The 20,567-nt window shown below is 40.4% G+C and carries 12 protein-coding genes; 8 read left to right on the plus strand and 4 right to left on the minus strand.

The window, feature by feature from the left end; genetic code table 11:
* The first annotated feature begins 477 nt into the window (after positions 1-477).
* Positions 478-2,490, plus strand: a complete 2,013-nt coding sequence (locus ACTHOQ_RS16110; RefSeq protein WP_440497181.1) for an N-acetylmuramoyl-L-alanine amidase — start codon at positions 478-480, stop codon at positions 2,488-2,490.
* Positions 2,491-2,791: 301 nt separating this feature from the next.
* Here ACTHOQ_RS16110 and ACTHOQ_RS16115 read toward each other — a convergent pair whose 3' ends face one another.
* Positions 2,792-4,810, minus strand: coding sequence for an S-layer homology domain-containing protein (locus ACTHOQ_RS16115; RefSeq protein WP_440497170.1), 2,019 nt, complete (start codon positions 4,808-4,810; stop codon positions 2,792-2,794).
* A gap of 383 nt (positions 4,811-5,193) precedes the next feature.
* On the opposite strand from ACTHOQ_RS16115, the gene ACTHOQ_RS16120 reads away from it, so the two are divergent.
* Together ACTHOQ_RS16120 and ACTHOQ_RS16125 are read left to right on the plus strand one after the other, a co-directional pair.
* Complete coding sequence (locus ACTHOQ_RS16120) at positions 5,194-6,663, plus strand: O-antigen ligase family protein (protein ID WP_440497171.1); 1,470 nt, start codon at positions 5,194-5,196, stop codon at positions 6,661-6,663.
* A gap of 271 nt (positions 6,664-6,934) precedes the next feature.
* Positions 6,935-9,205, plus strand: coding sequence for an S-layer homology domain-containing protein (locus ACTHOQ_RS16125; protein WP_440497172.1), 2,271 nt, complete (start codon positions 6,935-6,937; stop codon positions 9,203-9,205).
* A gap of 862 nt (positions 9,206-10,067) precedes the next feature.
* Here ACTHOQ_RS16125 and ACTHOQ_RS16130 read toward each other — a convergent pair.
* Positions 10,068-11,018 (minus strand): nuclease-related domain-containing protein, encoded by a 951-nt coding sequence (locus ACTHOQ_RS16130; protein WP_440497173.1) that lies wholly within the window; start codon positions 11,016-11,018, stop codon positions 10,068-10,070.
* A 346-nt stretch (positions 11,019-11,364) separates the two neighbouring features.
* Between ACTHOQ_RS16130 and ACTHOQ_RS16135 the strand changes: the two genes are divergently transcribed.
* The 4 genes from ACTHOQ_RS16135 to ACTHOQ_RS16150 all read left to right on the plus strand — a co-directional run bounded on the left by ACTHOQ_RS16135 (position 11,365) and on the right by ACTHOQ_RS16150 (position 15,982).
* A complete protein-coding gene (locus tag ACTHOQ_RS16135) occupies positions 11,365-12,510 on the plus strand; it encodes a polysaccharide pyruvyl transferase family protein (protein WP_440497174.1) in 1,146 nt (381 codons plus the stop codon).
* Positions 12,507-13,595, plus strand: coding sequence for a glycosyltransferase (locus ACTHOQ_RS16140; RefSeq protein WP_440497175.1), 1,089 nt, complete (start codon positions 12,507-12,509; stop codon positions 13,593-13,595). Before ACTHOQ_RS16135 ends, ACTHOQ_RS16140 begins: the two co-directional genes overlap by 4 nt.
* A gap of 31 nt (positions 13,596-13,626) precedes the next feature.
* Positions 13,627-15,144 carry a murein biosynthesis integral membrane protein MurJ gene (gene murJ, locus ACTHOQ_RS16145; protein ID WP_440497176.1) on the plus strand — a complete coding sequence of 506 codons (1,518 nt, stop codon included), beginning with the start codon at positions 13,627-13,629 and terminating at the stop codon, positions 15,142-15,144.
* 241 nt (positions 15,145-15,385) lie between these two features.
* A complete protein-coding gene (locus tag ACTHOQ_RS16150) occupies positions 15,386-15,982 on the plus strand; it encodes a TetR/AcrR family transcriptional regulator (RefSeq protein ID WP_440497177.1) in 597 nt (198 codons plus the stop codon).
* Positions 15,983-16,048: 66 nt separating this feature from the next.
* Here ACTHOQ_RS16150 and ACTHOQ_RS16155 read toward each other — a convergent pair whose 3' ends face one another.
* Both ACTHOQ_RS16155 and brnQ read right to left on the minus strand, forming a co-directional pair.
* Positions 16,049-17,416, minus strand: a complete 1,368-nt coding sequence (locus ACTHOQ_RS16155) for a S41 family peptidase (RefSeq protein WP_440497178.1) — start codon at positions 17,414-17,416, stop codon at positions 16,049-16,051.
* 274 nt (positions 17,417-17,690) lie between these two features.
* Positions 17,691-19,025: a branched-chain amino acid transport system II carrier protein gene (brnQ, locus tag ACTHOQ_RS16160; RefSeq protein WP_440497179.1), complete on the minus strand. Its 1,335-nt coding sequence runs from the start codon at positions 19,023-19,025 to the stop codon at positions 17,691-17,693.
* 309 nt (positions 19,026-19,334) lie between these two features.
* Between brnQ and ACTHOQ_RS16165 the strand changes: the two genes are divergently transcribed.
* On the plus strand, positions 19,335-20,300 hold the full coding sequence (locus ACTHOQ_RS16165; protein ID WP_440497180.1) for a C40 family peptidase: 966 nt from the start codon (positions 19,335-19,337) through the stop codon (positions 20,298-20,300).
* Positions 20,301-20,567: the final 267 nt, after the last annotated feature.

Genomic DNA, 20,567 nt, shown 5'->3' on the forward strand with positions numbered 1-20,567 from the left:
AAGTAGAACCCCGCCCGGCGAAAGTAGAACCGCGGGTGCGGAAAGTAGAAAGTTTCGGCTGGAAAGTAGAACAAGCGAAAGATAATAGACAATCCCACGCCGAAAGTAGAATTTCTGAGCTTGAAAGTAGAACTTCTCCCGGCGAAAGTAGAACAGCAGGGGCGGAAAGTAGAAAGTTTCAGCCGGAAAGTAGAACCCCACTCGCTATAAGTGGAAACTTGGCCTTTAAAAGTAGAAACTCCCGACACTAAAGTAGAACACTTCACTCAAAAAGTAGAACCCCTCCTCTTTAATAGCCGCTGCTATATAGAAAATAGAACTTCATTTTCCAAAACTGCATCTCCCTCCCTTTTTCCTACTATAAAGCTAACATTAAATAGAAAAATATTAATTTACTAACTTTGTTGGATATTAATTTTATAGATTATTTGGTAAAATGAAGATTGTCTAATAGAAGGGAGGATTATAACATTGTCTATGCGCAATTTCATCATGACGGTGACTATCATCTTCATGTCAATGTTCCAATTGAATATGGCATTTGCCAACACAAGCTTTGCCGATGTCCCTTCTACACACGGGGCGTACGGGGAAATTTCTTATTTAGTCAACGCAGGGGTTATTAAAGGTTACACAGAGAACGGGAAAACGCTGTATAAGCCAAATACCGAAGTGACGCGGGGACAAGCTGCAAAAATGGTCGTTGTTGCGACAAAGAACAAGCCATTAACAGTGCAAAAATCATCTTTTTCTGATGTAACAGTTGGAACAGAGCTTTCAGGATATGTTGAAAGTGCCGTGAAACTAGGGTTTTTCTCGGAGCACTCTAAAGGGAAATTCGCGCCGAACACAGCATTGACAAGGGAAGAAATGAGTAAAGTGTTAGCAATTGCTTTTAAGCTGAATATCGAGCAAACGAAAAATCTGGAAATTCCATTCAAAGATATTAACCCGACATATAGTTATTATCCTTATGTGGCGGCAATATATTTCAATGGGATTACGGTTGATGCCGAAAAGTATAATCCGAAAGATGCGGTGAAGCGTTCACAGTTTGCTTCATTTATTGCGCGTGCATCTTCCGAAAATTACCGTTTACCATTGCCTGTTCAAGGGGTGAGCGTGCCTGATGCTTCGGTTGCGATTGCTTCCGCTAAGGCGAATGTTGATAATCTGAATGTGCGAACGACTGCTTCTTCGTCAAATGCATCGAACATATTAACGAAAGTGAATACAGGTGCTCCGTTTGCAGTATTCGAAGTTCAGCAGGATGGATGGCTGAAAGTTTCGCATGAAGGGCGTTTTGCCTATATTTATAAAGACTATGTTGATTTTGTTGATGAATCGGGCCGACTTATCAATACCGTTCAAAAAAATGTTTACGCACTGAGCGAAATTCAAGTATATCAAAAGCGCGATGTGAAATCGGATATTGTCAGTTCGCTTGCTGACAAAGATAAAATCGCCGTATATGGCACAATTGGCAATTGGTATGTCACACTGGTCGATGGCTTGCCGGGATATGTGCGAGTTGCACAAACGCAAGATTCATTGCCAGATGAGGTTGTGACACCGCCGGCAGCCGAGCAGGAAAAACCGGTAGAGGAATCTCCGAACACAGTAGTGGAAGAGGAACAAAATAAACCAGAACCGGAACCGCCTGCTGAAAATGCGGAGGATAATGATAATGGTCAAAAAGAAGAGCCGATTACACCACCCGAACAGCTATTAACGAATACGATCGGAAAAGCGACAGTCGATGCATTACATATTCGTGAATCCGCTTTAGGCACATCGCGTTCGCTTGGCCAAATTAATCGCGGCACACTTGTTGAAGTGCATTCGTTAACAGGGAATTGGGCTGAAATTACGTACAACGGCATTAATGGCTATATTAATAAAACATATTTACAGCTGCTTAACCAAACAGGAACAGCTGTAAATGGCCGGATTATTGTAATTGACCCAGGGCATGGCGGCAAAGATCCCGGTGCGGTACGAAAAGATGCACGTGAAAAGGAAATCGTTTTAAAAGTTGCGAATTTAGTTAAGCAAAAGCTTGAAAAGGATGGCGCAACAGTGAAAATGACACGTGTGGGCGATACGTATCCGAGCCTGGAAGAACGCGTGAAATATGCGAAAAATGAAAACGGCGAAATTTTTGTCAGCCTGCATGCAAATTCCGCTGCAAAGGAAACGGCTAAAGGGACAGAAACTTATTATAGTGTCACATCCAATGCAAACGAAAAAGAAGATTTTGCATTGGCAACTGCCATCAATAATGAAATTGTCAAAAACGCCAAAATGAACAATCGCGGTGTGAAGCGTGCGGATTTTGTCGTCATAAAAGGACAAGTGATGCCTGCTGTATTAGTGGAGCTTGGTTTCATAACAAATAGCGAAGATTACGCGAAGTTAATGGCAGATGATTACATCGAAATTTTTGCCCAATCCATTTACAACGGTATTGTGCAATATTATACAAAATAATTGAAAAGATGAGTTGCTTCCTTATTATAAAAGAAGCGGCTCATTTTTTTTATGCAAAAAGAAAAAGTGCATTGGCTTTCTAAAATTGGTGAGTGCATTTTTGGAAACGAAAAAGCTTCTCCTCCTTCTGAAAAGCAATCTGCATTTACCGAAGCCCAATCGCGATTTCGGATAGCTTCCGGGAAGTTTCAATATAACGAATTATTTTCTGATAGCTTAACCCGATACTGCTTCACAAAGCCCCTTCAAAATAACAAAAATCCAGCAGCTCCTACAGATGCTAGAAGTGCTGGATTAAAAATCAGTTTTCTGGAATTGGCTGAACTAAATCGGCGCGTACCCAACCGTATTGAGCTGCCGGATTATCGTCCGAAAGAATTTTGTACCATACATAGCCGTCTGTACCCATTATTTCTTCAACAATCGCTACCGGATAACCGAACATTCCCGTTTCACCTACATATTTCGCCTTAAATGTGAAGTGAATAGGGGAGCTTGTAGTCGGCTCTGTGCGCACATTTACTTGGTGGCCGTTTTCATATGTTACGAACGCCAATTTTGCTTGCTTGGAATCTTTTTTGCCGAATTTATTGTCCATACGGAACATATGTCCGGCGATTTTGCTGCCCCAGAATGGATCTGACGCATAGTGAACATTCATACCGGAAGTTTTATTGCCCGGTGCTGCACCTTTCGCATATGCGCCTGCTTGCGGTACGTAGTTTAAGTTGACATAGCGAGTAATAAAAGCCATTACACTATCATCGCGTGACGGATAAATTTCGCCTAATGTCGGATCGGCGTCAAAAACTTTAATGCCGAAAATATTATTTTTCGTCAATGCATTTTTACTTACCCCATAATCACTCTCATGCATCGCTGCCGCTAAAATGAATAAGGCGTTTACATTGTACTGTGCCTCCACTTGTTTTAACAAAGCCCCCATGCCGATTAAACGGGATTCAGTCGGTGCATTTGCATATTGAGGAGAAGTTGGAATTGCCTGGCGTTCCACTAATAACGACATGATGATATTATCCAATTCCGCGGCTGTATAGTTTGAATGCTGGCGGATTGATTGGAATTGGAAGTAAGGATAATATGTCCCTACTTTTTTTGTTAAGAATATATCAGAATAGAAGTTTACACCGTCTTGGCTATAATAATTTACGCCGCGCTGCATAAATGCAGGTGCTTCACTAATGACATAATCCCAATTATATTTTTGTGAAATATGGTTGAATGTGCGATGTGTTAAGTAACCGCCCTCAACGAAATAGAAATCTTGGCCTTTAATTAAGCTCGTTGGTGTTAAAGTCACTTCATCGATTTTCGCATAGCCTTTCGTATCTGCTAACTGAACGATCGCGTATTCATCATTGCTCCCAATATATTTGAATTGTGAGCCTTCAGAAGCATATGACAATAGCTTTGTGAAATTTTTGTCCGTATAAACTGTTGTTGTATTTGCCTTTGTATCCGCTGCTGACGCGATACCGGCAGACATCTTAATGATTTTATCGCCTTTTAATATGAGGTTTGATCCTGAACTGTTTAATGCTGCCTCCGCTTGATCGTAGCTGAAGTATACAGTCGGATTTTTCTCGATTGTCCCTTTTGATACTGTCCCTACATAATAGACGTTCGGATTCGGTGCAGGTGTTTCAATCGGACCTGTGTTTCCGCCATTATCGTTTACAGCAAAATTTTGGATTGTGCTGTTCATACGATATAAAAATGCTGCGGCATGTGCGATTGTGGCATTGCCTTGAGGTTCAAAAAACACCCCTTTTGCTGTATGTGAACCACGAATAATATTGTAGTAAACATTTGTTGCGACAGCAGGCTTGAACTGATCGCTGATTTTGTTGTTGTCTTTGAATGTTAAAGGTTGTCCATCAAGTGGCACGTTCGAATAGCGCAATGCTTTTTGCAATAGTGCCGCCATATGCTGACGTGTAATTTTTTCATTTGGGCGGAATGTGCCATCAGGATAGCCACTTAAAATATTGGAGCCCGCCGCTGCCTGGATTTCAAGAGTCAGTTCACTGCCAGCTTTTAGATCCTTAAATGTATATGTAGAAGAAGCTGGTAACTGCAGTGCGCGTGTAATGTATGAAGCGAATTCGCCGCGAGTGACTGCACGGTTCGGATTGTAATTTCCTTTGCTGTCAGGACGAATTACACCGAGGTTGGACCAATACGTTAATTCATTGACCATTTGGTGACCTTTTATATCATTTGCATGAGATGTGGACTGTGTTGTAAAAGACAAAGCAACGACAAATGCGAAGGCTAGTCCGATTATTTTTTTAAACACATATTCACGCTCCTTTCCTTATGAATTTATTTTATCAATTTATGTGGGAGAATAATAGAAAAACCACAATTCTTAAATCGTTTGTAATATAATTGTAACCATATTATACTTAAGTTCGTCTTAATCCACATGAACGAAATTAACCTATAAAGTGAATCTTTAATCAGCAGGGTTTCAGCGTGTAAAGCGTGTTAATACCGATATTCACCCAATTGATTGCTGGACTTCACTAATCGGGCTTATACGGGCAGTTGCTGCATCCCGGGCTTTCTCATTTTCTAAAGTCTTGGGGGAGGGGGCTTGCTGTCCGTTTATGCGGGATGAAATAGAGAACTACATATAAGAAAGGGTTTGGGACACCTATGAAGGACATTTCTGTCAAAATGAATAAAAAAGAATGGCTCGAAATTATAGGGGCAATGCTTGTACTTGGGGCAGCAACATTGCTTCCGCCGAATATAGCGCAAATTAGCACAGCTGTATTTTTTGTGCTGTTCGCATTTTTTAAGCCATTCCAAAGTTTAATGATTTTAGTACCGTACGTCATTTTCCGTACATTTTTTATTGAACTGAACCCTGGTCTTAAGCTAGTCGGTGATTTGATTACGATTGTCGTATTGTTCCGATTGTTTTTATTGAATGCGAGGAAGTTTAAAACATGGTTCCATTTCAAGCCATTTGAGTATTTCTACTTTGCATTTTTGATTTTCGGAGCAATTATCGGCTATAAAAACGGTGTATCGCTTGGCGCCATCGTGTTCCAATTGCGTACATTCGGTGTGATGTATTTACTTTATTACATCATCAGCCGCAGTGAATTGCCGAAAAATTTCCTTGTGAAACTTGCATGGATCACTGTATTTTCAGGCGCCATCATTTTCGTCCAGGGGGTTGTCGAAAAACTGTCGATGCGCCAATTGCTGATGCCGGAAGTTTGGACTCAAAAAGTGCTGTCTGCTACAAACTTTGTGCGTATTTACGGAATGCTTAATAATCCGAACTCATTAGCACTTGTACTGTTTTTCGCAATTTGTGCAGTATTTTTCCTGCGCTGGGTATATGAGGACAATGCATTTAAATGGAGTCTTCGTATCGCGCAAGTCGCATTTTTCGGGATGCTGCTATTGACATTATCCCGCGGAACATGGATAGCCGCATTCGTATTCGTGCTGTTCTTCCTGTTGCTTGCACGCAACTGGCAATTGCTGAAGAAAATCGTCGTCACTTTTGTCGTATCGATTGTGCTTATTTACTTACCTGTGAACTGGGGCGTTACATTTTTACAAAATTTAGGTGTGGAAAATACAATTGCACCAGATGAAATTTCAGGTGGTATTAGTAACCGCTTTACCGAAACATTCTCGGACGACACTTTGGAGCTAATGCAGGAAAGCGGCCGTATGTTCTATATTAAAAAAGGTTTTGAAATATTGAAGGATTATCCAATTACGGGTGCTGGCTTCGGCACATTCGGCGGCTCTGCAACACTATCATATGATTCGCCAATTTATGAGGAATACGGAATCCGCTCAGATATTTACGGAGGCAAAAACTTCTACTCCGATAACCAATACATCCAAGTCATTGCGGAAACAGGCGCGGTGGGTGTCCTTTTATTCGCAGGCTTCTTGCTTGCTATGGTATGGATGTACTGGAAGGAACGCAAAACCGTATTCGGGCAATATTTATTTGCATTATGGTTTGCAACAGGTGTAGCAGGCTTCTTCTATAATATTTGGGAACTGAAAGTATACGTGCTCTTCTATTTCATCCTTTTCGGGTTATTCGCAAGCAGCCGCGCAATGTATCCGATGCTGAAATTGAGCGACTACGAAAAACAAAAATCCGAATAAACAAAGGAACTGCCTCTTTAAGGGGTAGTTCTTTTTTGAGGAGTTATGAACAGGCTGTTAAAAGCGGCTGCTATTTCCCCGCAATCGGCCAATAAAAATTCTATGCCCCAGCAATCTACTTTTAAAAATGTATTTTTATGTTGAAACGATAGTTTTTTTGTGAAATGTAACATAAGATTAATAGTTTCTCATGCGAAAATTTGTTAAGGTAAGGTATAGGTTAGAAAGAGAGGAAGGTGACTTGCTTCAAATTAAGCAGGAAGCGTAAATTATGAAAACAAAAAAATCATTAGTTTTTGCAATATTAATGGTGTTCGCTTTAATTTTCAGTACACCACAATTTGCAAGTGCAGCACAATCGACAAATGACTCGTATCCGCTATCGCCAGGGGTAAAGTATTCAAACTACACACATAAAGGTTCAAAAACGAATGTGGTCAATCATTTAGAAGTTGATTTAAGCAATTCTTTCACAAAGATCAGCTTAGGTTTGCCGACTCCGGTCAATACGTTGATGACGACGACGCAGCATGCGAATAGTCATTCAAAAGAAGGAAACCGGGTAGTTGGTGCGATCAATTCTAATTTCTATAATATGACTGACGGTTATCCGTTATATTTAATTTCTCAAAATAATAACATCATAACGCCAAGTGTCATTTCAAGCTCAAGCTCAAACTATGTCAGTCAGCCAATCGCATTTGGCATCACAAAAGATGGAAATGGCGAAATTGCTTACTACAACAGTAAAATCAACGTTACATATAATGGTGAGACAAATGAAGTGAATGGCTTAAATGTAAAGCGCGCAGATAATGAAGCGGTTATTTATACACCGCAAAATCATAGTTCGATGACTCCGAATGGCGGAAAAGGCATGGAATTTATCGTGGAAACTGGAAATACGGTTGGTTCCACGAAATTTGGCCAAACTTTAACAGGAAAAGTAACAGCGATTCGTGGCTATGATGATGAAACGAAGGCAAAAATTCCACGCAATGGCTTTGTGCTTTCATTTAATGGCTCAACATGGGGCGATAAATACCGAGGCATTAAAATCGGCGATGAAATTTCGGTAAACTTTTCAATCGATAATCGTTGGATGGATGCACAGTTTATGATGGCAAGTGGTCCGTTGCTTGTAATGGATGGCAAGAAAAACGTGACGATGAATGAATCAAGCTCGCGTGCAAGAGAGACGGCGCCGCGTACAGCGATTGCCATCAGCAAGGACAAAAAGAAAGTTCACTTAATTACAGTGGATGGTCGTGTCAGCTCAAGTGCCGGTATGACATTAACTCAGTTTGCGGATTATTTGGTAAGTCTTGGTGTCGATCGTGCCATCAACTTAGATGGCGGCGGCTCGACAACGATGGGCATTCGCAAATACGGCAGCAATACAGTCGTTTTGGCGAATACACCTTCTGGCGGCTCTCAACGTCGTGTTTCGGCTATCATCGAAGCAGTAAGTACAGCTCCAACGACAAATGCTCCTAAACATATTCAAGTTACGCGTGATAAAGTTGGTACATTGCTTGTAGGAGCGACTGTCAAGCTCACACCGAATTATGTATTGGATGAGCATTACAATCCATTAAATGTGAATGCGAAAGATTTTGTCGTAACTTCGCAAAATAATACAGTAACAGTGAATGGTTTAAGCTATACAGCAGTTTCAGCTGGTTCTGAGCGCTTAACGGTTTCAAATCAAGGGGCAGCGCAATCGATCAGCTTTAATGTCGTCGATGCACCTGCAGGGCTTTCGATTTCCGGAGTGAAGGGGCCAGTTGAGCCAAATGCGTCCATTCAATTAAAAGCGAATGTAACAGGCGCGAATAATGAGACGTTAATTTACGATGAATCTCAAATCGAGTGGTCAATTGATGGAGATATCGGTTCAGTATTCAGTTCAGGTGTGTTCAAATCAAACGGAAAAGAAGGCACTGCCCGCGTAACGGCAACATTGGGCACGAAATCCGTTTCTACACAAATTGTTGTACAAGCAGCGGAAAAGGCATTGTTTAAGGACATTTCCGTGAACAACCGCTACAAAACAGAATTAACGTATTTAGTCGATAATAAATTAATCGGCGGTTATCCAGATGGCACGTTCAAGCCGGATTTAGCGTTAACACGCGGTCAAGCAGCGGTATTGTTAACACGTGCGTTAGGTTTATCAACAAAAGACGTGGCAAACCCTGGATTTACGGATTTATCGACAAATAGCACATATTACGGTGCAGTTGCCGCCATTGTCCAAGCAGGCATCATGAACGGTACAGGCGACGGCAAGTTCGAGCCAGGCAAACCGTTAACACGTGCACAAATGGCGAAAATCTTAGTCGAGGCATATAGTTTAACAGGTACAATTGATGCGAAATTCAAAGACGTCAGCGCTAAGCATTGGGCATACGATTATATCCATACATTAGCGGCAAATAAAATTACGACAGGTTATGAAGATAACACATTCAAGCCAAGCGTGGAAGTATCGCGCATGCACTTCAGCCTATTCTTATACCGCACAATCACAAAAGAGTAACGCTAGCAAATATTGAGGAAAACCTTTGCGGAGCTTTCATTTATGGAAAGCTTTTGCAAAGGTTTTTTGTTGCTGAAGCGAAGAGATGCGGCGAAGAATTGCTGTCTTAATTAATACTTTCGAGGAGATGGAGAGGGCAGAGAGGAGAGAGGGAAGAAAACCGCTGAGATGAGTGTAAAACGAAGCAGATGTTGCGGGGATCTATATAAATAATTGGGAAAGCAAATTTAATGGCGTATATTGGAATTTAGTTGCGTGAAAATAGAACGATCTGCGGATATTAGTCACTTCCATATTTTAGAAGTAGGACATTTTGGCTTGAAAGTAGAACAAAGTATGTGAAAAGTAGAACTTCTGGGCGTGAAAGTGGAAGTCTCGCGAGCGAAGGTAGAACATCACCCGCCGAAAGTAGAACTTCCGAGCGCGAAAGTAGAACAGTTTCCGTCGAAAGTAGAAAATTTCAGCCGGAAAGTGGAAGTACGGCCGCTCCCTGGGCGAAAGTAGAACTCCCGTGGGCGAAAGTAGAACATCGCCTGCCGAAAGTAGAACTTCCGAGCGCGAAAGTAGAACATCGTGCGTGAAAAGTAGAACAATTTCCGTCAAAAGTAGAAAATTTCATCCGGAAAGTAGAAGTACCGCCGTTCCCCGGGCGAAAGTAGAACATCGTGGGTGAAAGTAGAACATCGCCCGCCGAAAGTAGAACTCCCGTGCACGAAAGTGGAACATCGTGCGTGAAAAGTAGAACAATTTCCGTCAAAAGTAGAAAATTTCAGCCGGAAAGTGGAAGTCCCCCCGCTCCCCAGGCGAAAGTAGAACATCCGAGCATGAAAGTAGAACCCTCCACCCGCGGGGCCAAACGACTTCAACGTATTTGTCCCGAAATATTTTCAGGTATCAAATAATAAACGCCGCGCCCACTGCCGAACTGTTCTAATTGCAAACGATTGAGAAGTTTTGACGCGACTGCTTTACATTCGATTCCAACAAATGCTCTCAGTTCACGATTTGTAATGCGATTGCTAATTAAAATACGGTATTGATGCAACGCTAAAAATATAGCATCCTTGCTTTTTTCGCCGCATTGCAGGCAAACCCACAGTCCCCGGTTATAGCGCATCACATGTTGAAAATGGCATTTCTCGCAAAGTACGCCATTACGAAGGCGATGAATTCCCACTTTTACTTTTCTCCTGGGAGGCAGCCTGCAAGATAATGCCGATAATTTATTGGCTAAATCATTTAGATCGACATTTACCATTTCATATTTTTTGTATAGTTCTTCCAAAAACTGAGGCATGCCACTCAAATGAATGATAGGGGAATTGTTTAGGGACTGGTCTAGCTTTGTGCGAATATTGGCGTTAACGACGATAAATAGAACTGGAAGCTGAATTCCCCAATTCTCGAGCCAATTCGATAAAAATAATTGATGCCGGAAAGCTTGGTCGAATGGATTTGGAAAGTTTTCTAAAATGCCTTCTTCAGTTTGGCGTGAAAATTCATGAAATGCCGGTTTATAAAATAAAGTGCCGGATATTTGTTTAACTTCGACGATGAGAAGAAATCTGGTCGTTAAAATGAGTGCATCGATTTGATGGGAAAAACCTTTATCATTTATACATTCGAAATTATAAAGGACTTTTGCATCTTCTTTGAAATGATAATCTGCCAATGTTCTTTGTAATTTTTCTTCACCGACAATACCTGCCTGCATTCGGTAATATTCATCCTGTATATGAGGGAAATCCCCATCGTCTATCAATAATCGGGAAACAAGGGCTTCAACATAATAGAAGTTTTCTGATTTATGCATAAATTCACCTCTATTTGCAATGTATAGGAAAAGTCTACTTCCTGCAAATGGTACAAAAAAGCAAAATTCTCCATGATTTATTGTTAAAAACGTCAAAATGAAACCAATACTAATTTTAAACCGTCAATAAAATGGAAAATCACAAATTTTTTTAAATTAAAATGATAAATTTTTACTATAGAAATGAAATGATCTTATTCCCGATAATATCGTTTCAAACTGACATTATGCTATACTTGAATTAAGGATAATAGCATAAAACACATCTGCTCAAGAGGTGTTTTCAAAAGAAAAATGAAATAAGCCAAGCGCCTTGAAACGCTTGATTCAAAGGATGAATGCATAGATGAAAATTGGAATAGTCGGCAATTACGGAAATGATAATAATGGGGACGAGGCGATATTGCTAAGTATTATCCGCCAGCTTCAGAAAGTTTTTCAGGTGGATACGAAAAATATTACAGTATTCAGCAATAACCCTCAGCAAACGTCAGAACGTTATAATGTACAAAGCTATCCGCTATATTACAAAAATGGCAATGCAGTGAAAACGTTCATAAAAACATATAAAGAGAATTCAAAAGTAGTGAAAAATCTGGATTTTGTCGTTATTGGCGGCGGCGGTATTTTAATGGATCTTTACAAGCGGGAAGCCCCATTATATGGCTCGTACGCAATGATGGCGAAAAACAACAATATTCCATATATCGTGTATGGCTGTGGAGCCGGACCTCTCAATACAGGGTTAGGGAAATGGTTTATCCGCTATATGGCAAAACATGCGCAAAATATTTCCGTGCGTGATCCCCAATCAGAACAGCTGTTGAAAACAATTGGGGTAAAACGCGAAGTGCATGTTATCGGAGATCCTGCATTTAGTTTGGAAGTAGAACGTTCACATTATAGTGAAAAACCAATATCGGTCGGTGTAACAGCAGTCCCGTATTATAACGCCTCGTATTGGCCAACTGGTGATGAAGCGAAATATGAAAATTACATTGATGGCATGTCAAAGAACCTGGATCGTTTAATCGAGGAACATCATGTCGAAATTACATTTTTCGCGACGAAATACCCGCAAGATGCGGATGTTACAAAAGATATTCAAGCGAAAATGAAGCATCCGCAAAATACGAAAATTATCGATGAGAATTTGCCGCCGCAGCGTATATTACATATTACGTCAACATTTGATGTGTTAGTAGGTACACGACTTCATTCATTAATATTGGCGACGGATGCGAAAACTCCGATTATCGGCGTGTCATATCATGTAAAGGTAAATGACTTTTTGCAAATGGCGGGATTAGGCAACTACTCTTTGCCGATTGATGAGCTACATGAATCGGATGAAAAATTTGCGATGCTCTTCAACAATATGGCTGTAGATTGGCAAGGTGCGCAAAATTTGGCGTCGCGCACAAATACGTCGTTTAAAGAAAAATCAGCATTAGGAGAGCAGCTTTTAAAAGAAGGTGCTGAAAGATCATGAAGAAAGCTTTAGTCATTAGCAATATGTATCCATCAAAGGAGCATTTAGCTTACGGCATTTTTGTTAAAAATCAAGTCGAACAGCTTGAACAAGAGGGCATCGAAACACTGCTCGCTGTGAACACGAATCCAGCTACAGGAAAGAAAAATGTGCTGCTGAAATATTTGAAATGGGCGCAAAATTTTATGCGTGTATTCCGTGCAAACAAGCGCAATATTTCGCTTACACATAGTCATTACGTTTTTCCTAGCGGGCTTTTCAGCTATTATTTAAAAAAGCGCTACAATATTCCGTACATCGTAACAGCTCACGGTGGCGATATTAATAAAATGGCGAAAAAAAGCGGGCAAATCCGGCAGTTCACCGAGAAAATTCTGCAATCAGCCGACCATGTCATTGCTGTAGGGGAAGAGCTTGCAACAACGATCGAAACAGTTTTTAATGTTGCAAGCGACAAAATTACGGTCATGAGCATGGGAATCGACCGCACTGTTTTCAAGGAAGCGCCAGACAAAAAGCAGTATGCCACACAACTCGGAATGGATCCGGAAAAAACGAATTTTTTATTTGTCGGCAATATTATCCGGGAAAAGGGTGTAGGTGAGCTCGTACAAGCATTTACTAAATTGTCCGAAAGCATGCCAGGCAAAGCGGCACTTTATTGCGTAGGTTCAACGAAAGATGCGAACTTTACAAATGAAGTGAAGGAGCTTGCAAAAGGGAATGCTGCGATTCACTTTATCGAGCCAATGCCGCAGCATGAATTAGCGCATTATTTCCAGGCTGCGGATGTATTCGTGCTGCCTTCTTATATTGAGGGGCTTGGTTTAGTCGCATTGGAGGCGATGAGCTGCGGGACACCGGTAATAGCATCTGATGTTGGGGGCTTGCATTATATGCTGGCAGATGGTGTGGGGGTATTAGTGCCGCCAAAAGATGCGATACTGCTTCAGCTTGCGCTTGAAAATGCAGTGAAAGAGGGCATCCCGGTAAATGAGGCACGTGTAAATGAGCTTCTTGAAACACATGATTCCAAAAATATCATCGCGCGTTTAAAAGATCTTTACACAATATACGCAAAATAAAGTAACTGTAACTAAAGGATTGTGATAAGCGTTGAAAGGAATTTTAAAAATAATAGGGGCGGTTGCCGTTATTAATATATTAGCCCGATTAGTAGGCTTTGCCCGTGAAACCTATATTGGGATTCAATTTGGTACAACCGTATATTCAGATAGCATTACTAATGCTTATACAATCCCGAACTTTTTATATTTAGTAATTGGCGGGGCGTTTACGACGGCGTTTATCTCGATATACCATAAGACGTCATCGAGTATTACCGAATATATACGACGGACTTTTACGACAATTGCCATTACGATTACACTTGTCGTCATTTTGTTCATGGCATTGGCAGATCCGATTTTAATGCAGTTTTTCCATGCGAAAGATGGGTTAGAGTATGAAATCCTGCGCTCGCTTTACTATTGGATGATGCCATCGACGATTATGCTTGTGTTATCGACATGGATGAGCGGTATTTTAAACGTACAAGGGCGCTACCATTTATCGGCATTTTCGGTGTTAATTTATAACGGATCATTTCTGCTCGTATCGGTTGTGCTGTCCATTATTATGGGGCCGATCGGAATGGGAATCGGGGCATTGGTTGGTGCGGTTTGTATGTTCCTGTTTCTTGTGTATGGCGTACGGGATGTAAAGGAAATGTCGTTTAAGCCGAGCATTAAACAGTCCGAAGACCAAAAAATGCTTTGGAAAGTGGCGCTCCCGATTATGCTCGGCGGCGCGACGGCACAGCTTTATATACTCATTCAGAGCTTCTTTTCAGCAATGCTTGAAGAAGGGGTTCGGTCGGCGATGAACTATGCGACAAAAATGTCACAGTTCCCGCAAGCAATTTTAATGACTGCTGTAACGACTGTTATTTTCCCGTTACTTAGCAAAAAAGAGGGCGATGGGGATACAGAGTCTGTCAAAGCGCTTTATACTCGCGGTATGCGCTTATTGTATTTGCTCGTATTGCCTGTTTCCGTGTTCTTCTATTTCCAGGCGGAAGGTATTGTGCGTATTATATTCGAGTATAATAAATTTGATGCGGAGTCAACAGCGATTACCGCACCACTGCTGCAATTATTCAGTACGACGATGTTCTTCTTAGCGGCAAATACGTATATTACACGATTCTATTATGCGAAGGGCAACTCTGTCCTGCCGATGGTTTTCAGTATTTTAACGGTATTTGGCGTGAATATTGCGGTCGTCTTGGCGACAATTGATGGATTGGGTGCAAATGCGGTAGCACTCGGGACACTGGTGAGTGCCATCGTGAACTTCCTTTTACTCATTATCGTCCTGCATAGTAAATATGGGCTGAAGCTAGTTAACAGCAATATCGGACAATTTATAAAGCTCGCAGCGATTGGGATTTTGTTTAACGCGGTAAACTGGGCGATTGCCGAATGGATTGTGTTTGATCAAAAATGGATTCATATATTGCTCACTTTTGCTATTGCTTCCGTTAGTTATTTTGTTTTACTATTCGCCTTCAAAATGGACGAACTACAGCAATTTGTAAGTAAAGTGAAAGGGAAAGTATTGCGTAAAAAGTGAAAAAAGGGGAATTGCCGTATTATAACGGCGATTCCTTTTCTTTACTTTTGGACCCAAATCCGAGTAGCTGACTATCTTATTCAAAAGTAATGTTAATGGACCGCTAAAAATGAGAAGAAATGTTATTTTTATGACCGAAACCTTTATTTTGAAAAAAAATTAATATATAATTGTAAGTGGAATAATTGGAAATTATTATATGAAGTACTAAACATCTAAAATAGAGATAAGGTGGAGAAGTATGGCAAGAGGACGTCGAGTAAACTCAAGTGGAGAGAAGAGTAAAAAATTATTATTGGAAAAAGCAATAGAGCTATTTTCAACACATGGCTATCATCAAACGAAAATAAGTGACATTGTGAAAGCGGCAAGTTTAACACAGCCAACTTTTTATTTATATTTCCAAAGCAAAGAAACATTATTCAATGATCTAAATGAAAAGTTCCAAAATGACTTAATCGAAATATTCGCAAATGCTTCCGATGAAATCAACAATGACAAACAGGCAAATGAATTGGTTCAGGAAAACTTGAAGCAAATTTTCGATTACTTTGTCGAAAATCCGAATTTAACAAAAATCGGATTTTATGAGGCGGAGCAATCGACTGCCGTGAAGCAAATGTTTGTTTCGAAATTAGTGAATGTCATCAACAATAATTTTAAAGATTATCCTATTGTAAAACAAGTGGATGCGACTGTTCTTGCGGAAAGCCTTGTCGGTTCGATGGAACGATTAACGTTGACTAATTTATTGACGAATAAATCCAATCCGGAGAAACTGGCGCAAGAAATCAGCATGATCTATTTTGCGAATGAGCAAAGTTTAGTTCATCAGTAATCTATACGAATAAAGAGACGATCCGCTTTTATTTGCGGATCGTCTTTTTTTCTGCCGGCACATATTTTATTTTGCCGTTACATGTAAATACACACCGTTTTTTAAAGTTTTCCCGTTTTCTCCTTTAACTTTAGGATGAAGGATGAGGGCATATTCTTTTCCGGCGGTTAATTGCTGTTTAGGTGTGACAAGCAGCTGCTTACCTGATAATTTATACGATGTTTCAATGACCGTGCCGCCAAGCTCCACTAATTCGACTGAAGCAGTGTTGATGGATTGAGCAAGATTGCCGGAAAATTTGATCGTAAATGTTTTGTCGAGCGGTACATTTTTCAGGGAGGCCATCTCTTTGTAAGTTGCCAAATCGGAAGCGATTGTGTCGTAATGTGCTTTAAAGAGCGGGTTGCCTATTGTCTGAATATGAGGTTTGACCCCAACTTCATTTATTTTCGTACCTTTTGGACCGTAAAAATGCCCTACCGTCAACTTTAGAAAGCTGCCATCTTCAAGCTCGAAAAATGCCTGCATCGAGCCTTTTCCATAGGTTGTTTGCCCATATAAAGTCGCCGCTTTTTGGTCAGCAAGGGCAGCCGCTGTCATTTCGGATGAGCTGGCGCTTAACTTATTCACGAGCATTTTCGTATTTTCCGGGAATGCGACAGATTGCTTCATCGCGCGAACGGTAGATGTTCCTGAAGCTTCTGTTATTTTATAGGCATATGTAGCATTCGGAAACATGCCGATGAGCTGTTCCGCTGCGGTTACATAGCCGCCTCCATTATTTTGCAAATCGAAAATAAATGTTTTCGCACCTTTATTTTTCAAATCCCGAATCGCTTTCGAAACGAGGCTTGCTGTATCATTTGAAAAGGAATTCAATGAAATATAGCCGGTATTCCCATATAAAATCTTTGTTTCCACATTTGGAAGTGAAAAAGCTTTGCGCGTTAAATGCTTTTTTAAAATTGTTCCGTCTTCACGAAGAATCGTTAACGAAACGGCAGTATTTTCCGCTCCTTTAATACGGGAAGATGCTTGATCAATCGTAAGGACCGTAGTAGACATCCCATCGATTTCAGTAATGACATCACCCACTTTTAAGCCAGCGCTTTTGGCACTCCCGCCATCGATAAGCTCGGTAATTTGAATGCCGCTCTCGACCTTTTCAATGACTACCCCGATACCGACAGAAGTAAGCTCAACCCCATTTATAAAATCCTCAAATTCCTCTGCCGTAAAATAAGTGGAATACGGGTCTAGCATATTCATCAGCTGTTCAACGCTTGTCGCCCTGTCCGCATTGCCGTTAATGTTCCCCACATAGTTTTCCTTTACGATTTGTTTTGCTTCATCTAATGGAGCACCTAGCGCGGTAAAGGGTATTGTTAGGCACAAAATGAAAAACAGCAGTGCCCACAAATGTTTTTTGTTCATTAGTCCACCTCATTATTTATTGTTTAACTCGAAAAAAGGGTAGCAAAAAGCCTTGCAAGGAGAGGAGATAAGAAAATCAATCGCCTTGCTGAATGGCATTTCACATTATTGTTAGCTTTATTATATCGGTCTTTCCGAATATTTTCATAAAAACTTTCAGAGCATAGGGGATAGGGCGGCTTGGAGCTTATTCCAATGATTGAAAAAGCCGATTTGTCGAAAATAAAGAAGGTATATTAAAAGATTTTTACTTTTAACATACCCTCTTTCTAAGTTATAAACTTGTTTTCGTTTTACGTTTTGCCAAATACATAATGTAGCCGATGACGCCGCCTGCCAATGCCGGGACAACCCATGCGATCCCTTGCTCGTAGAATGGGAAAATCGACAGGAAATTGTCATATGCTTCGACTTCAAAGCCAGCTTGCTTCACACCATCATAAATGGCAACGATGCCCGTGAAAATCAGCGCCATACCATATACGCTCGGTGCATGGTTGAATAAATTTCCGAACAAAGCGAAAATCATAAGCACGATCGCGAATGGATAAATCGCCACCAAAACCGGCAAAGAAAGTTTAATTAAATCCGCTAATCCGAAGTTCGAAACACCGAAGCTGAATAGTGCGAAAATGACTAAATACACTTGGTAGGAAACTTTCGGGAAAATTTTATGGAAAAATGTCGCGTTGGCTGACAATAAACCAACAGATGTCGTCAAACACGCTAAAATGATGACTGCCGATAAAATAATATTGCCTGCTTGTCCGTAAAGCTGCTGTGCTGCCAGTGAAATAATCTTCCCACCATCATCGTGGAAGCCGATTGCTGTCGTACTTGTCACCCCGATATAGCCTAAAGCTACATAAACAAATGCCAAGCCAACCGCTGCGACAATGCCTGCGAAAATTGTAATCTTAACTTGTCTTGCTTTTTCTGTAACACCGCGTGCGACTAGTGATTGCACGATGACGATACCGAAAACTAATGACGCAAGTACGTCCATCGTTAAATATCCTTGGATGAATGATTCACCGAAAGCATTATTAATATATGGACCCTGTGCTTCACCGATTTCGCCCATCGGAGTAATGACCGATTTAATTGCTAATAGACAAATAACGATTAAAAGCGCAGGCGTCAAAATTTTTCCGACACGGTCGACAATTTTAGTCGGATTGTATGCTAAATAGAATGTTAGTCCGAAAAATAAAAGTGTCGTGATGAATAATGGAATCCAGCTTTCCTGCATTCCTTCTGATAAAAACGGAGCAACCCCGATTGAATAGGATACCGCACCTGTACGCGGAATCGCAAAGAATGGTCCAATCGATAAATAAATAATAGATGTAAAAATAATCCCGAAATATGGATTAATACGGCCTGCCAATACTTCCAAATCACCGCCGTTTTTTGCTACGGCAATAATACCTAAAAGAGGTAATCCAACCCCCGTTATTAAAAATCCGATCATGGATACTAAAATATTTTCTCCGGCCATTTGACCTAATTGTGGTGGGAATATGATATTACCTGCACCGAGAAAAAGCGCAAATAACATAAAACCAACCGCGATATTCTCACGGAAAAAACTTGACTTGCTATTCATGTTGACTGAACTCCTTTTAATTTGAAAATACTAAAATTTCTAAAAATTTAGATCTTTACACAAGAATTAATTTTATCATAAATATATTAAAAAACAAGTAAATTAAAAGATTAAGTTTGTGAATAGTCAGAATTTGCGTAATTTCGATATTATTCTATTAAATAAAAATAGAAAAAAAGGTATAATAATATTCATAGTTTGTTAACATTTTCAAGGTGATATCCATCTATTGGCATGTTGTCCACTCCATAAAAAATTAAGTAAAATAGTAGTGAATAGAAGTTTCGCAAAGAAGGGAGAGTTTTCAAAATGAAGAACAAATGGAAGGTTTCTCTAACGGGAATTGCTCTTTCGACGGTTATGCTAATAGCGCCAAATGTAGAAGCAGCGCCATCCTATACGGTACAGCAAGGCGATACTTTAACAAAAATTGCGAAAGCTCACAACACGACAATACAGCAGCTGAAACAATGGAACAAACTATCGGGAGATCATATATACATAGAGCAAAAACTAGTAGTGTCTCCTGCTAAAAGTTCCTCGACTGAAGTGAAATCCAATAAAGCGACAGCTATTTCCGTTGCAGAAGAAAAGGTAGAAGTGCCGCAAAATGCGTTTTCATATACGGTAGTAATAGGCGATAATTTAACAAAAATCGCTAAAAAGCATGATATTTCCGTTGCGAGCTTAAAACAATGGAATAATTTGAAATCCGATGCGATTAAAGTTGGCCAAAAGCTAACAATCGAGCAGCAAAACGAAAAAGAGTTGGCAGTGGAAGCCCCGACAGCAAACACTGTGGAAGCAGTAATCGATTTTAAACAAACAGCAGATGAAGCGATTGAAAAAAAATTGAACAGTGAAATGGCATTGCCAGCGACTGTTTCACCTCAGACCGGAAACTTATATGCACAAGCGATCCAGTTGGCAAACACGGTATTGGGCGTTCCTTATAAATATGCCGGCACGACGATTGAAGGCTTCGATTGCAGCGGCTTCGTAAATTATGTATACAATTCGGTCGGCATTCAGATGGACCGTAAAAGCAGCTTAATGTATTTTGAACAGGATACGACAAAAGTAGCAAAACCTGTTCCCGGCGATTTAGTGTTTTTCAAAAATACTTTTATCCCTACCATTTCCCATATGGGCATATATATCGGCAATGATGAATTTATCCACGCAGGGTCAAAAGGGATCACGATTTCGAATGTCAATGAAAAGTATTGGGCAGAACGTTTTGTCGCATATAAGCGAATCAGCAATTTGAAATAATCTAATCTGGCAGAAGGACTGAAAAGAGAGACAAGCTTATTATGGCACTGAAAATCTGCAGTTATTTAAAGGCCAATTTCATTTTTGATATAAGCTCTTTTACGTATTGGGTTGGACAAAATTCACATTTTATTGATTGAGAAGTTCCGGCTCTTAATTATGTGAGGAGCGAAAATAAATAAGCGGAAGATTGAGAGTGTCGATTAAGTTATATTTTCTTTTGGTCCTAACCCATTTTTTTCACACATTTTGTGGTAATTAAGTTTT

It is taken from the genome of Solibacillus silvestris (genome assembly GCF_051967575.1).
Taxonomy (GTDB): domain Bacteria; phylum Bacillota; class Bacilli; order Bacillales_A; family Planococcaceae; genus Solibacillus; species Solibacillus silvestris_B.